The organism is Lutibacter sp. (assembly GCF_040883305.1).
Classification (GTDB): Bacteria; Bacteroidota; Bacteroidia; order Flavobacteriales; family Flavobacteriaceae; genus Lutibacter.
In genome coordinates, this window is sequence record NZ_JBFLKT010000066.1 from 1 (window position 1) to 14686 (window position 14686).

Genomic DNA, 14686 nt, shown 5'->3' on the forward strand with positions numbered 1-14686 from the left:
GAACAAATATCTGTTGTAGAAGAAAATAGACTTATTTCTGCTCAAAAAATTTTAGAATATTTACCTAGTAAAGGAACAAATTTACCTTCTGTTATAAGCGGAGATAAATCTAAAAGCGATTTTGCCTCTGAACGAGAAATAATGTATAAGATTTTGTTTGATATGCGCAATGATATCAACGATTTAAAAAAATTAACACTTGATTTATTAAAAGGTAACGATACCGGTAAAGTTCAAGAAGAAAATAAACAACTTATTCAAAAAATATATAAAGACAAGTCTGTTAAAGAGCAGGAAGAAAATCACGTTGAAGTTGTTAGAATTAATGAAAATTATAACAATTTAGATGAAGATTATGAATTTGCTGAAACTATTGATGCAGACGAAAGTTTATCTATTCAAGACAAAGAAATTGAACTTATAAAAAAATCTCTTGAACGCAATAATGGAAAACGAAAATTAGCTGCTAAAGAATTAGGTATTTCAGAAAGAACTTTATATCGTAAAATAAAACAATACGATTTATAGTTTTATTAATTAACTTTGAAATCTGAATTTTTAAAATCAACATTATTTAAATGAAAAAAATTGGCATCTTATTCTCATTACTAACACTAATCACAATACAAAGTTGTGGAATTTATTCATTTACTGGAACAAATATAAATCCTGATGTAAAAACAGTACAAATAGATTATTTTCCAAATGAAGCTATTTTAGTAGAACCCTCTTTAAGTCAAGTATTTACAACACAATTAAGAGATTTATTTGATACTCAAACAAATTTAACCTCCGTTAGTTCTGGAGGAGATTTACAATTTGAAGGTGAAATTACTGGTTATAAAATAAATCCTATGACCGCAACTGCACAGCAAACAGCAGCGCAAAACAGGCTAACAATAACCGTAAATGTTCGTTTTTTCAATAATAAAAATGAAGATGATAATTTTGAAAAAAACTTCTCTCATTATTACGATTATGACGCAAATGCTCAATTAATTGGTAGCGCTTTAGATGATGCTTTTGACGAAATTATTGAACGTATTGCACAAGATATTTTTAATGCATCTGTAGCAAAATGGTAATCCTATGAATACTACTGACTTTACAGCTTTAATGCAAAACACCGCAACAATTGGCAGTGCCAAAACCGAGCAATTGGAGGCTGTTATTAATGAATATCCGTATTTTCAATTAGCAAGAGCCATTCAATTAAAAGGATTAAACAATACCAATAGTTTTAAATACAACCAGGCCTTAAAAAAAACAGCTGCTTATACTGTTGACAGATCCGTTCTTTTTAATTTTATTACTTCACAAAATTTTGGAAGAACACCAACCCCCAAAATTCCTATTTTAGAAGAAATTGATGTTATCGAACCAGAAACGATAAAAACACTTCATAAAAAAATCACAACAGCTTTTAAACCAAAAAGTAACAAAGTAACTGAAGAAATAATTGAAATTCCTAAAGTTGAGAAAACGAAAAATACCTCTTCAGAAGTTTTAGAAATTGGAAAACCGCTGAAATTTAAAAGTTCAGAACCACATTCTTTTAATGAATGGATGCAATTGGTTTGTCAAAAACCTATTATTAGGACTCAAATCAAAGAAAAAGACACGATAAAAAGTACTAAAATTAGTTTAATAAATAAGTTTATTGAAAGCAAGCCAAAAATAAAACCCGTAAGTAAAGATACTGTAAATCAAGACTTTTCACCAGAAAGCTCTTCGGAAAACGAAAGTTTAATGACTGAGACTTTAGCGAAAGTATATCTTGAACAACAAAAATTTGAAAATGCAATAAAAGCCTATCGCATTTTAAGTTTGAAATATCCAGAAAAAAGTGGTTTCTTTGCAGACCAAATTAAAGCAATTAAAATTTTACAAAAGAATAAGTCATGACAACGTATACATTATTTTTAGTTCTGATTATGATAGTAGCATTTTTGCTAATATTAATTATTATGGTTCAAAATCCTAAAGGAGGAGGATTAGCTTCTTCATTTGGTGGTGGTGGAACACAATCTTTAGGAGGTGTGCAAAACACAACAAGTTTTTTAGATAAAAGCACTTGGACTCTTTCAATTGTGTTATTAGCACTTATATTATTATCTAATTTCGCTGCTCCAAAAGTAAATGCAGTTGATACAAGTTCAGAAATTGAAAACACTATTGAAAATCGTGAAATACAAGATACACCTGCAGCATTACCAGTTGAATCTACAACTTCACAAGATACAGTTCAATAATAGCATATAAAATAACTTAAAAATGCCAATGTGTGTGACACGTTGGCATTTTTTTATTTCTATACTTTTCTTTAAAAGTACATTTGTCAGTTTATTAAAATTGGCACACTTTTAGACTATTTAATTCACAGAATTAATAAATTTAAACTAATACATAATGAGTAAAATTAATATCAAACCATTAGCTGATAGAGTTTTAATAGAACCTCTACCGGCAGAAACTACAACAGCTTCAGGTTTAATCATTCCAGATTCAGCAAAAGAAAAACAACAAAAAGGAACTGTTTTAGCAGTTGGTAACGGTACAAAAGACGAACCAATGACTGTAAAAATTGGTGATACTGTTTTGTATGGTAAATACGCTGGCACTGAGCTTGTTTTAGAAGGAAACGAGTATCTAATAATGAGAGAAAGCGATATTTTAGCAATTGTATAATTCGCTTTTAGCCATTAGCATTTAGCAATTGGCTTAATACATCTATTTAAAAAACTAGCAAAAAGCTAAAGGTAAATAGCCAATAGCATTTTTGCACAAAAATATAATAACATGGCAAAAATATAATATTTGATATAGAAGCACGTGACGGATTAAAACGTGGAGTTGATGCTTTAGCAAATGCTGTTAAAGTTACTTTAGGACCAAAAGGAAGAAATGTAGTAATTGGAAAATCATTTGGAGGTCCATCAATTACTAAAGATGGTGTAACTGTTGCAAAAGAAATTGAATTAGAAGATCCTCTGGAAAACATGGGTGCTCAAATGGTAAAAGAAGTAGCTTCGAAAACCAACGATTTAGCTGGTGATGGAACTACAACTGCAACTGTATTAGCACAATCTATTGTTAAAGAAGGTTTAAAAAATGTTGCTGCTGGAGCAAATCCTTTAGATTTAAAACGTGGAATTGACAAGGCTGTTGCTGCAATTGTTAAAAATTTAAGAGATCAATCTCAAGAAGTTGGTAACAAATCTGATAAAATAAAACAAGTTGCTTCTATTTCAGCAAATAACGATGAAACTATTGGTGATTTAATTGCGCAAGCTTTTGAAAAAGTTGGAAAAGAAGGTGTAATAACTGTTGAAGAGGCAAAAGGTACAACAACCTACGTTGATATTGTTGAAGGAATGCAATTTGATAGAGGTTATTTATCTCCTTACTTTGTAACTAATGCAGATAAAATGTTAACGGATTTAGAAAATCCTTACATTTTATTGTTCGAAAAGAAAATAACAAATCTTAAAGATTTATTACCAATATTAGAGCCTGTTGCGCAAAGTGGAAAACCATTATTAATTATTGCAGAAGATGTTGAAGGTGAAGCTTTAGCAACTTTAGTAATGAATAAATTACGTGGAGCTCTTAAAATTGCTGCTGTAAAAGCTCCAGGTTTTGGAGACAGAAGAAAAGCAATGTTAGAAGATGTTGCAATTTTAACTGGTGGTACCGTAATTTCTGAAGAAAGAGGTCTAACATTAGAAAAAGCAACCTTAGAAATGCTAGGATCTGCTGAAAGAGTTACTATTGACAAAGACAATACAACTATTGTAAATGGTGCTGGAGATGCCGATTTAATTAAAGCAAGAGTTGCTCAAATTAAAGCGCAAATTGAAACTACAACATCTGATTACGATAAAGAAAAACTTCAAGAACGTTTAGCTAAATTAGCTGGTGGTGTTGCGGTTTTATATGTTGGTGCTCCAAGTGAAGTTGAAATGAAAGAGAAAAAAGACAGAGTTGACGATGCGTTACACGCAACCCGTGCTGCTGTTGAAGAAGGTATTGTTGCTGGTGGTGGAGTTGCTTTAGTTAGAACTATTGAAGTATTAAAATCTATTACTACAGATAGTTTAGATGAAGTAACTGGTATTAAAATTTTAGCAAGAGCTATTGAAGAACCATTGCGTCAAATTGTGGAAAATGCTGGTGGAGAAGGATCAGTTGTTGTTGCAAAAGTGATAGAAGGAAAAGGAGATTTTGGATATAATGCCAAAACGGATGAATACACTAAAATGTTTAAAGCTGGAATTATAGATCCTACAAAAGTAACACGTATTGCACTTGAAAATGCAGCTTCTGTTGCTGGTATGATTTTAACTACTGCTTGTACTTTAGTTGATATTAAAGAAGAAGGACCTGCTGGTGGTGGAATGCCTCCAATGGGTGGTGGAATGCCAGGAATGATGTAATAAAATACAATCATTAACTATTTAAAGAGGCTGTTTTAAAAATTAAAACAGCCTCTTTATTTTTAAAAAGAAATTAAAATTTGAATTCAGACAATTTTAAGTATTTTTGAATCATCTTTTAAACATTAAAAATCAACAATGAGATTAGACGCTATAACCACTCTTGAAGAATGCCAAAAATTATTAACTTCTGAAATTAAAACTTTTCCAGATTGGCCAGAAAAGGGCGTGAATTTTAAAGATGTTCAAAGTATTTTATACAATCCAGAATTGGCTTTAATTACTTCACATTATTTACAGGAATTACTTCCAAAAAAAGGTTCAGAATTTTTTTTCAATAAAATACTATGTTTTGATGCCAGAGGATTTTTATTTGGTTTTGATTTAGCAAAAGCGTCCAAAACACCTATGATATTAGCTAGAAAACCAGGGAAACTTCCAGGTGAAGTTATTACACAAACCTTTGAAAAAGAATATGGTTTAGATGAAATTCAGGTTCAAAAAGATTTAATCAATCCAGGTGATAAAGTATTAATCCACGACGATTTATTAGCAACTGGTGGAACTGCAGGTGCAGCTGCAGAAATTATTTTAAAATGTGGTGCTGAAATTGCAGGATTTAATTTTATTATGGATTTATCCTTTTTACCAGGAAGAAAAGTGCTTCAAAAATATGTGGATGACAGTAAAATTAAAGCACTTTTGACTTTTTAAAACAACGATTTAAAATAAATTCAGATTGATAATTATACCTTTCAGTAAATCTTATTGTTTTGAAATTCTGACCTACTAAAAAATATTTACAAATTATACTTTACAGAAAACATCCAAAGGCGTGGTTGTATAAAATATAATGACGTGGAATTACTATCTGAAATTTCATTATAACTATCGGTATTCATAAAAGTATTGTCTGTTAAATTACTTGCCGAAATTTTAAATTCCCATTTACTATCTTTTTGCTGATAATATAAATTTGCATTTAAAAACGAATAGTTGTTTTTGGTCTCACTAATGCTGTTTTCAAAAGTACTTTTATAATTATAATAACTATAATCTGCTGTTAAAATAAAGTTTTTTAAGAAGCTAACTTCAATATTTGCAAACGGTCTGTCTGTTTCACTATTTGATCTACTATAATCTGAAAACGATTTTTGGTATCCAACTTCAAAATTTGGAGCATTTTTAAATTTTGTTGCAATACTTGCTTGATAATTATGCGATAAGGATTCTGATTTTATCAATTCATCATTCACAATATTATTATAAGTTGCGTTTGATACATTTGCAGAAAAGTTTGTTTTAAGCTTGCTATACGTTTTACCATATCTAAAAAATGCAGATAGCGTTTCATCAGCTAAATTTGAATTTACAGGATATGAAATTCTATCAATCCCAATTAATTCAGTATTGTTTTTTATACTATTTTCTTTTTTTGTATAATTAATTGAAGCGTTAATATTTGTAAATGAGAACATACTAAAACTAAAATAGCTTAATGAATATTTATGATACAATGCACTTTCCAATTCTTTGTTTCCACGAGTAAGCGATTTATAATTATTTAAAAAATAGCCTTCAGCAATATTATCAATATCTGTAAATTGTGTTGACATTGCATAATTAAAACGTAAACTTTCAGAAGATTTTAGTTGTAAATTAGCATAAACATCTGGCAATAATTTAGTTGTATTCTCTTTATTTTCTATGCCCAACTGCGTATCTTTTGTAGTATATTGATGTAAACTCACACCCGGATTAAAGGTGAAAATTCCTGAAACCATTTTGTAATGCAATCCTAAAAATACATCTGAGAAATTATAATCAACATTGTTATTTAAAACTGGATCCTCAAAATCTATAATAGCTCCATTATCTAAACTTTGAGAAATATGAGAGTTTAAATTCTGCTTACTAAACGTAGTCCCTAAAGAAATATTAATATTGCTTTTTGGAGTTAACAAATAGTAATAATCAAACTTGGCATCAAATTTATTAGTTGTTAATTTTTTATTCTGAATAATATCAAAAATACTTTCAGTATCTGACGTAGGAATTACCAAGAAAGGCTGCGTTGTTGCATTTGAATTGTATAAAGGTTTGTCTTTTTGATACAAATGTTGCATTTCAGCAGCAAAAATATTTTTATCATCTATGGTATAATACAAATTAAAATTTTGATTTAAAGAAACTGGTTTTTCTTCTTTATAAGTATCTGCACTTCTGCTTGTTGAGGTAACATCTTGAAATTCGGTTTGTTCAGAAATTTTTCCAAAAATATCATAATCTATATGCACATTTGTAGTTGGCTTGTAGGTAGTGCTAAATTTTAGCATTCCTAATTTACTTCCTTGGGTTGCAGCATTTGAAGAATTTTCAATTAAATTTAATTTATTATAAACAGTGCTAGATTCTGTAAACATATTCGTTTCTGAATCGTTCACAATTGCAAAACCATTAAAATCTAAGGTCTTTTTTGGTGCTAAACTAAAGTTTAAGGCTCCAAATTTTGAAATAATTTCTTGAGCTCGATTGTTTTGAGTAGTCATAAACCCTAAACCACCAGAAGAAACATTAAAACTGGTGCCACTTCCGCGCATTGCACCTCGTAAACCTCCAGTAAATCTAAAATAGTCTCGCATTGTAAAAGGTGCTTCGCCAATATTATTAAAATCTGCTAAAAGATTTACACTTTTTTCCGGACTATAATAAAATAATTTAGGTTTTGCGAGGTATTTTTCGTCAGTACCAATTCCTGCATTTACTTCGCCAAACCAAAACTTATTCTTTCCTTTCTTTAATTTAATATTTAGTGCAATATTATCTTCATTGTTAGTAACACCTCTCATTCCAGAAACCTCGTTGTAATTTTTAAGAACTTGCACTTTGTCAATAGCACTTGCAGGAATATTTTGAGTTGCTAATTTAGAATCCCCATCAAAAAAAGCTTTCCCTTCAACCAATATTTTTTGAACTTTTTTTCCTTCTACTTCAACTTCTCCATTATCATCAATTTCAATACCTGGCAATTTCTTAAGTACATCTTCTAGCTTTTTTTCTGTTCCAGTTGTAAACGAATCGGAATTGTAAACAATAGTATCTCCAACTATCTTTACTGGCATTTCGTAAGTAATTTCAACAGTATTTAATGCTTCATTAGATTCTTTTAAAACAATGTCTTTTGTTAAATTTTCTGAAGTATTATCTGTACTAATTTCAACATCTTGAGTGTCAAACCCCAAATAACTTACTTTGAGTGTATAGGCTTCATTTTCCTCTAAGCTTAATTTATAATTCCCTTTAGTATCTGTAATTGAGTAGGATTGCAAAAATTTTGTTCCTTTTTTAAAAGCAATAACATTTGCCATTTCTAAGGGTTCACCGGCTTCGTTTTTTATGATTCCTTCTAGTTTAACATTTTGTGCAATTAATAGAAAAGGAGCTATTATTATAATAAGTAAGCTTATATGCTTTTTCATTTTAAATTCTTTTATTTTTTAAAAAATTATCATTTTTAGTAAAATGTAGGAGTTAGCCTTTTTAACATGAGATTGCTGCGTCGTTTTATCAAACTTCTCGCAAAGACGTTTCACGAAAGGCTTTTGGCTTCGACTCTGCTCAGCCACTGTAAACCTTTACACTTTTGACTTAGGTCTTTTGACTTCAGACTTCGGACTTTCCAAAACCTAACCTCTGATTCTAATATGTGTACCTCCACTTTTCTGACGTTCATTTCTAAAACGCTCTTGCATTTCTTTCATTTTTTCAGCAATAATTTCGTCGTATTCTTTTTGAGAAACTACTTTTCCTTTAGACGGTTCTTTAATTTCAACTTTATCCTTTGGATTCATCACAATTTTAGTACATAAAATATTAGTATCTCCATAGGCTACTTCTAAAATTAAACCTGGTAATCCCCAAAAATCTCCAGGTCCGTGACTTACAGGTATATCTAAAGCATACCAAGCAGTTACAATTATTTGTTCCATTTTAGGTGCTTCTTCTTTCTCTTCCTCTTTCTTTTCTTCTTCAGCTTTATCTTTATTATTTTGTTCGGCATTTCTTCGTCCAAATCTAAATTCTGGTCGCACAGGAACTTCAATAACAGTTGTAGCTTTAAAACACATATTCTGACCGATCATTTTAGTTTCTTGCTCCATTTTCCATTCATAAGTCTTTAAAGCATCTTTAATTAAAAAGTTTTTACCGCTAAACTCGTTCTCTTTTGCAGCCATTTTTGTTTGTGTGTTTTTGTAATAATCTCCCGATGAACCTCCACCCATCATCATAAAACGCATACCTCCTCTACCTCCAGCGGACTGATCTAATTTTGCCTCTTCCTTATAAATAGATGCAACTTTATCGAATGATAATTCGAATGTTTTTTCTAACTGACTTTTCATTCTTTCTTGAATCATTTTAATTCTATCAGCAGGAATTCCACTACTAGCAAAATCCATATCCAATGTGGTCTTTGTTTGATAGATTGCCTTACCCTGAAAGTCTTGTGCAAAAGCCATTGAACTTATAAATAGTATTAAAACTGCGGTGCTTTTTAAAAGGAAAGATTTCATGTGTTTTGTTTATTATATTAATATTTATAGATACAAATATAGTTCCATTGAAAATATAGTTGCGTTAATTAGTGTTAACTACTGTTAATCAATTGGGATAATAGACTTTATGTGCTTAACTTTGAATTATGAATAAACAAAATTACAAATGGGTAGTTTATTTTATTGGTGCTACAATTTTAATTACAATTGCCGCTCAGATATATTGGAATTTAAAAGAATATCAAACAAATAAACAAAACTTAATTAGTAAAGTTCAACTGAGTTTAGACAATTCGGTTGAGACCTATTTTGCCAATTTAACGAAATCTGGAATTATTACATTTTCATCAACCGACACTCTAAATTCAGAAAAAAAAATAGATACTATTGTTGTACAAACAAATTCGCGTCGTGGATTTAGAAAAAAAATTGATAGCACATTACAGAACTTAATTAAAAAAGATAGTAGTAAACCTTTGTTATTAAAAAATCATAGTTTTGGACAATATCCATTTTTTACAAGAGATAAAAACTTCCCAAAAAACATAGATAGTTTAATTTCAAAAGTATTTATTTCAATTTCAAGAGATACCTTAGATTTAGAAAAATTAGACACCTATTTAAACGAAGAATTTAAAAGAAATAATATTGACGTTACTTATGGATTAAAATATAAATATTTTAGCAGACGTTATAGCAACGACAGTTTACCGCCGGAAACCATTGATTTTAAACTAATAGATTTTCCTAAAAAACATTTAATAGCAACATCAAAATCAACTTTTTTACCTCATAAAAGTAACTTACAGCTGTTTTTTACCAACGAAACCAAATTATTGCTACAGAAATCGTTTATGAGTATATTTCTTTCATTATTATTATCTCTAAGTATTATTGCAAGTTTAGTGTATTTGCTAAAAACTATTTACAAACAAAAACAACTAGCCGAAGTAAAAAACGACCTAATAAACAATATTACGCACGAGTTTAAAACACCTATTGCAACTATTTCAACAGCTTTGGAGGCAATGAAAAATTTTAATGCTTTAGATGATAAAATAAAATCTGAAAAATATATAGGCATTGCTAATTCTCAGGTGCAAAAACTACATACAATGGTAGAAAAAATATTAGAAACTGCATCTTTAAATAACGAGCATTTAGTATTGACAAAACAACGGACAAACATTTCAGAATTGATTGAAAATGTTATCGAAAAATACAAATTAATAAATGCTGAAAAAATTATTACTTTTAAAAATAAATGTGCTAAAACAGTTTTAAACCTTGATACATTCCATTTTGAAAACGCTCTTGGAAATATTATTGACAATGCCATAAAATATGGAGGTGATAAAATTTCTGTCGAATTATTATCAGAAAAAAATAAGATTATTATTTTGATAAAAGACAATGGAAACGGGATTCATAAAACCCAAAAAGATAAAGTTTTTGAGCAATTTTATAGAATACCAACAGGTAATACTCACAATGTAAAAGGCTTTGGAATTGGACTTTATTACACCAAAAATATTATTGAAAAACACGGTGGAAGCATTCATATTATTTACGATAAAAAAAATAACACCCTCTTTAAAATAGAACTTTTAGATGCCTAAGTCAATAAAAATACTATTAGCCGAAGACGAACCTTCTTTAGGACAAATAATTAAAGAAAGTTTAGAAACTCGCAATTTTGAAGTGCTCCTTTGCGAAGATGGTGAAAAAGCATATAAAACATATAAATCTGAAAAACCTTTACTGTTGGTTTTAGATATTATGATGCCGAAAAAAGATGGTTTTACACTTGCCTCGGAAATACGAAAAGAAGATCAAGAAATTCCGATAATATTCTTAACAGCCAAATCTTTAACTGAAGATGTTGTTAAAGGTTTTAATTTAGGAGGCAACGATTACTTAAAAAAACCTTTTAGTATGGAAGAGCTAATTGTTAGAATTAATGCCCTTTTAAAAAGAAGTAAAAATGATAACAGTACTGACCCTATTCAACTTGGTAAATTTATTTTCGATTTAAAAAAACAAACCCTTCAAATAGATTCTCACATAGAAAATTTAACACATAGAGAAGCTCATTTACTGCATCATTTAGCTAAAAATAAAAATCAGATTCTAGAACGTTCTCTTATTTTAAAAAAACTATGGGGCGATGATGATTTTTTTAATGCAAGAAGTATGGATGTTTTTATAACAAAACTTCGAAAAAAACTAAAAGAAGACCCTGCTATACAAATAATTAATGTGCGTGGTTATGGGTATAAGTTGATTTACTAATCTTTGGTTACTAATATTTGGTATTTCGAATTACAATTTTTCAACCTTTCAGCCTTTCAACTTTTTAACTTTTTTACCTTTCAGCTTTTTTGTTTTTTTACTTTTCGTTATTAATTATTAATTATTTAACTTTAGCGTTTTAATTTTTATATAAAATATAATTATGCACGTAGCCATTGCTGGTAATATAGGAGCAGGTAAAACCACGTTAACCAAACTTTTAGCAAAACATTATAGATGGGAACCACATTATGAATCTGTTGAAGAAAACCCATACTTAGATGATTTTTACGGCGAAATGGAACGTTGGTCTTTTAATTTACAAGTCTATTTTTTAAATAGTAGGTTTCGTCAAATTCTGGAAATTCGCGAAAGTGGCAAAAACATAATTCAAGATAGAACTATTTATGAAGATGCCCATATTTTTGCACCAAACCTGCATGCAATGGGCTTAATGCCAAACAGAGATTACCAAAATTACGATTCTCTTTTCGATCTTATGGAACGCTTGGTAACACCACCAGATTTACTAATTTATTTAAGAGCTTCAATACAAACCCTAGTAGGGCAAATACATAAAAGAGGTAGAGATTACGAAAACTCTATAAGTATAGATTATTTAAGCAGACTTAACGAACGTTACGAAGCTTGGATTACAAAATATACTAAAGGAAAACTTTTAATTATTGATGTTGACAATTTAGATTTTGTTTCAAATCCTGAAGATCTAGGTTTTGTAATTGATAAAATTGATGCTCAAATAAACGGATTATTTTAAAAACTTATTTTTTTATCATAAAAAAAGCTCGCCAATGGCGAGCTTTTTTATAATTTATAACCTATTCATTTATTACAATTGTGGTCCAGCAGCTACTAAAGCTCTCCCTTCTTCATTATCTGTATATTTCTCAAAATTTTTGATAAATAAACCAGCTAATTTCGTTGCTCTTTTATTCCATTCAGCAGGGTCTGCATAAGTATCTCTTGGGTCTAAAATTTCTGTATGAACACCTGGCAAAGAAGTTGGAACTTGTAAATTAAAAATTGGAATATTTTTAGTTTCAGCTCTTTCAATAGAACCATCTAAGATTGAATTGATAATTCCTCTTGTGTCCTGAATAGAAATACGTTTTCCAGTTCCATTCCATCCTGTATTTACCAAATAAGCTTCGGCTCCGTTAGCTTCCATTCTTTTAACTAACTCTTGACCGTATTTTGTTGGGTGTAAAGTTAAGAAAGCTGCACCAAAACAAGCTGAAAATGTTGGAGTTGGCTCTGTTATACCTCTTTCAGTACCTGCTAGCTTGGCTGTAAATCCAGATAAGAAATGATATTTTGTTTGGTCTGGAGTTAATTTAGAAACTGGAGGTAACGTTCCAAATGCATCAGCTGATAAGAAAATTACTTTTTTAGCGTGTCCTGCCTTTGAAGGTACCGCAATGTTTTCTATATGATGAATTGGGTAAGATACACGTGTATTCTGAGTTACAGAACCATCAGTAAAATCTATTTTACCATTAGCATCTACAGTTACATTTTCTAATAAAGCATCTCTTTTAATTGCTCCATAAATTTCCGGTTCTGCTTCTTTATCTAAATCAATAGTTTTTGCATAACAACCACCTTCAAAGTTAAACACACCTTCATCATCCCATCCGTGCTCATCATCACCAATAAGCTTACGAGAAGCATCCGTAGAAAGCGTTGTTTTACCAGTTCCTGATAAACCAAAGAAAATTGCAACATCACCATCTTTACCTACATTAGCCGAACAGTGCATAGAGGCTATTCCTCTTAATGGCAGGTAATAATTCATCATTGCGAACATCCCTTTTTTCATTTCACCACCATACCAAGTACCTCCAATAATTTGAATTTTCTCTGTTAAGTTAAACAATACAAAATTTTCAGAATTCAATCCGTGTTCTTTCCAATTTGGGTTTGAAGTTTCAGAACCATTTAGTACAACAAAATCAGGTTCTCCAAAACTTTTTAATTCTTCTGCAGTTGGGCGAATAAACATATTTTTTACAAAATGTGCTTGCCATGGAACTTCAACAATAAAACGAACTTTTAAACGAGTATCTACATTAGCACCACAAAAAGCATCAACTACAAATAATTTCTTATTTGATAATTCCTCTACAACTAAAGATTTAAGATCATTCCAAACAGCTTGAGTTGTAGGCTTGTTATCATTTGGTGCTTTTTCAGAATTCCACCATAAAGTATCTTTTGTAACATCATCTTTTACAATAAACTTATCTTTAGGTGAACGTCCTGTAAATTTACCAGTCATAACATTTACAGCTCCAAGCTCCGTTAAATAACCTCTTTCATAACCTTCTAATGAAGGGTTTAATTCTTCCTTATATAATTCATCATAAGATGGATTATACATAACTTCTTTAACATTTTTAATTCCCAGATTATTCAACGATTTTGTTACTGATTTACTTAGAATTTCCATTAGTTTTAGTTTTTAATCTTTTATTATTTTCACTTATTTACTTTAACTCTATATCAAATTTACGACTATTTAAGTGGTTAAACATATGATAAATATCAGTAAATAAAACCTATTTACTAAAACGTTTTCAACAACCTAACCTATTCAATTTTAAATATTTAAACTAAAAAAATTATTTTTAGTTTTTTTACGAAATCGTTTTCTTAAAATTTCAAAAAATATATTTATTTATAAACAATACATAAAACAACTACCCTGCAATAGTTTACTTTTTAACTATAAAACTGTTTAAAAGTTTTAACATTGCAAAGCTACTTATTTTTATTAAAAAACAAAGCTATTTTTAACCAACCAATAATAAATAATAACCCACCAAAAGGCGTTATAAACCAAATATTTTTAGCATCAACACCTAGAGTAATCGCATAAATTGATCCTGAAAAAAATAAAATTCCACTAAAAAAGAACAAACTAATACTCTTTTTTGTCTTTGAATTAAATCCTTTATATGTATTTACAAAGAGCAGTGCTAACACATGAAACATTTGATAACTTACACCCGTTTCAAAACTTTTAAGTTCGTTTACACTTAAATTTTCTTGTAATACATGTGCTCCAAAAGCACCAAGAATAATTGTTAACGCACCAGTTATAGCAGTAATTATTAAATTTTTGTTCATTTTGCCAAAATCTTAACTGTCAAATATAAAAATTTATAACGGTTTCAATTTTAAAATTGCTATATTTAAGTAGAAAATAATAATTTCATTTTTCAATTTAAACTAAAAAATTATGGAAAATAAATCTGAATCATTAGTCACCGTTTTAACAGCTAGTTTAATACATGAAGTTCATATAGCAAAAACTCTTTTAGCTAATCAGGGGATTGAAAGTTATATTATTGATGAAAATATTGCCACATCAATCGGTAC

14 protein-coding genes are annotated in these 14686 nt (G+C 29.6%); 10 read left to right on the top strand and 4 right to left on the bottom strand.

The genetic code is table 11. The features are described from left to right. From AB1Z17_RS01965 to AB1Z17_RS01995, 7 genes are all read left to right on the top strand, one after another. The coding region (locus AB1Z17_RS01965) for a helix-turn-helix domain-containing protein (protein ID WP_368050108.1) at nucleotides 1-528 on the top strand (528 nt) is incomplete at its 5' end. Nucleotides 529-578: 50 nt separating this feature from the next. Beyond that, complete coding sequence (locus tag AB1Z17_RS01970; protein ID WP_368050109.1) at nucleotides 579-1085, top strand: LptE family protein; 507 nt, start codon at nucleotides 579-581, stop codon at nucleotides 1083-1085. A gap of 4 nt (nucleotides 1086-1089) precedes the next feature. Further along, nucleotides 1090-1905 (top strand): hypothetical protein, encoded by an 816-nt coding sequence (locus AB1Z17_RS01975; protein WP_368050110.1) that lies wholly within the window; start codon nucleotides 1090-1092, stop codon nucleotides 1903-1905. Then, nucleotides 1902-2252 (top strand): preprotein translocase subunit SecG, encoded by a 351-nt coding sequence (gene secG / locus AB1Z17_RS01980; RefSeq protein ID WP_368050111.1) that lies wholly within the window; start codon nucleotides 1902-1904, stop codon nucleotides 2250-2252. The genes AB1Z17_RS01975 and secG overlap by 4 nt, the downstream gene beginning before the upstream one ends. A 157-nt stretch (nucleotides 2253-2409) precedes the next feature. Beyond that, nucleotides 2410-2688, top strand: a complete 279-nt coding sequence (gene groES, locus AB1Z17_RS01985) for a co-chaperone GroES (RefSeq protein WP_368050112.1) — start codon at nucleotides 2410-2412, stop codon at nucleotides 2686-2688. A gap of 122 nt (nucleotides 2689-2810) precedes the next feature. Next, nucleotides 2811-4436, top strand: coding sequence for a chaperonin GroEL (groL, locus tag AB1Z17_RS01990; RefSeq protein ID WP_368050120.1), 1626 nt, complete (start codon nucleotides 2811-2813; stop codon nucleotides 4434-4436). A gap of 138 nt (nucleotides 4437-4574) precedes the next feature. Then, entirely contained in the window at nucleotides 4575-5150 is a 576-nt protein-coding gene (locus AB1Z17_RS01995) for an adenine phosphoribosyltransferase (RefSeq protein WP_368050113.1), read from the top strand. An 86-nt stretch (nucleotides 5151-5236) separates the two neighbouring features. On the opposite strand, the gene AB1Z17_RS02000 is transcribed toward AB1Z17_RS01995, so the two are convergent. Together AB1Z17_RS02000 and AB1Z17_RS02005 are read right to left on the bottom strand one after the other, a co-directional pair. Then, a complete protein-coding gene (locus AB1Z17_RS02000; RefSeq protein ID WP_368050114.1) occupies nucleotides 5237-7915 on the bottom strand; it encodes a carboxypeptidase-like regulatory domain-containing protein in 2679 nt (892 codons plus the stop codon). Between the two features lie 207 nt (nucleotides 7916-8122). Continuing rightward, nucleotides 8123-9010 carry a GLPGLI family protein gene (locus AB1Z17_RS02005; protein WP_368050115.1) on the bottom strand — a complete coding sequence of 296 codons (888 nt, stop codon included), beginning with the start codon at nucleotides 9008-9010 and terminating at the stop codon, nucleotides 8123-8125. Nucleotides 9011-9138: 128 nt separating this feature from the next. On the opposite strand from AB1Z17_RS02005, the gene AB1Z17_RS02010 reads away from it, so the two are divergent. From AB1Z17_RS02010 to AB1Z17_RS02020, 3 genes are all read left to right on the top strand, one after another. After that, nucleotides 9139-10611 (top strand): sensor histidine kinase, encoded by a 1473-nt coding sequence (locus tag AB1Z17_RS02010; protein ID WP_368050116.1) that lies wholly within the window; start codon nucleotides 9139-9141, stop codon nucleotides 10609-10611. After that, complete coding sequence (locus AB1Z17_RS02015; RefSeq protein ID WP_368050117.1) at nucleotides 10604-11284, top strand: response regulator transcription factor; 681 nt, start codon at nucleotides 10604-10606, stop codon at nucleotides 11282-11284. The genes AB1Z17_RS02010 and AB1Z17_RS02015 overlap by 8 nt, the downstream gene beginning before the upstream one ends. Nucleotides 11285-11447: 163 nt before the next feature. Continuing rightward, complete coding sequence (locus tag AB1Z17_RS02020; protein ID WP_134248720.1) at nucleotides 11448-12062, top strand: deoxynucleoside kinase; 615 nt, start codon at nucleotides 11448-11450, stop codon at nucleotides 12060-12062. A 72-nt stretch (nucleotides 12063-12134) separates the two neighbouring features. On the opposite strand, the gene pckA is transcribed toward AB1Z17_RS02020, so the two are convergent. After that, entirely contained in the window at nucleotides 12135-13754 is a 1620-nt protein-coding gene (gene pckA, locus AB1Z17_RS02025) for a phosphoenolpyruvate carboxykinase (ATP) (RefSeq protein ID WP_368050118.1), read from the bottom strand. Between the two features lie 311 nt (nucleotides 13755-14065). Beyond that, complete coding sequence (locus tag AB1Z17_RS02030; protein ID WP_368050119.1) at nucleotides 14066-14434, bottom strand: DUF423 domain-containing protein; 369 nt, start codon at nucleotides 14432-14434, stop codon at nucleotides 14066-14068. Nucleotides 14435-14686: the final 252 nt, after the last annotated feature.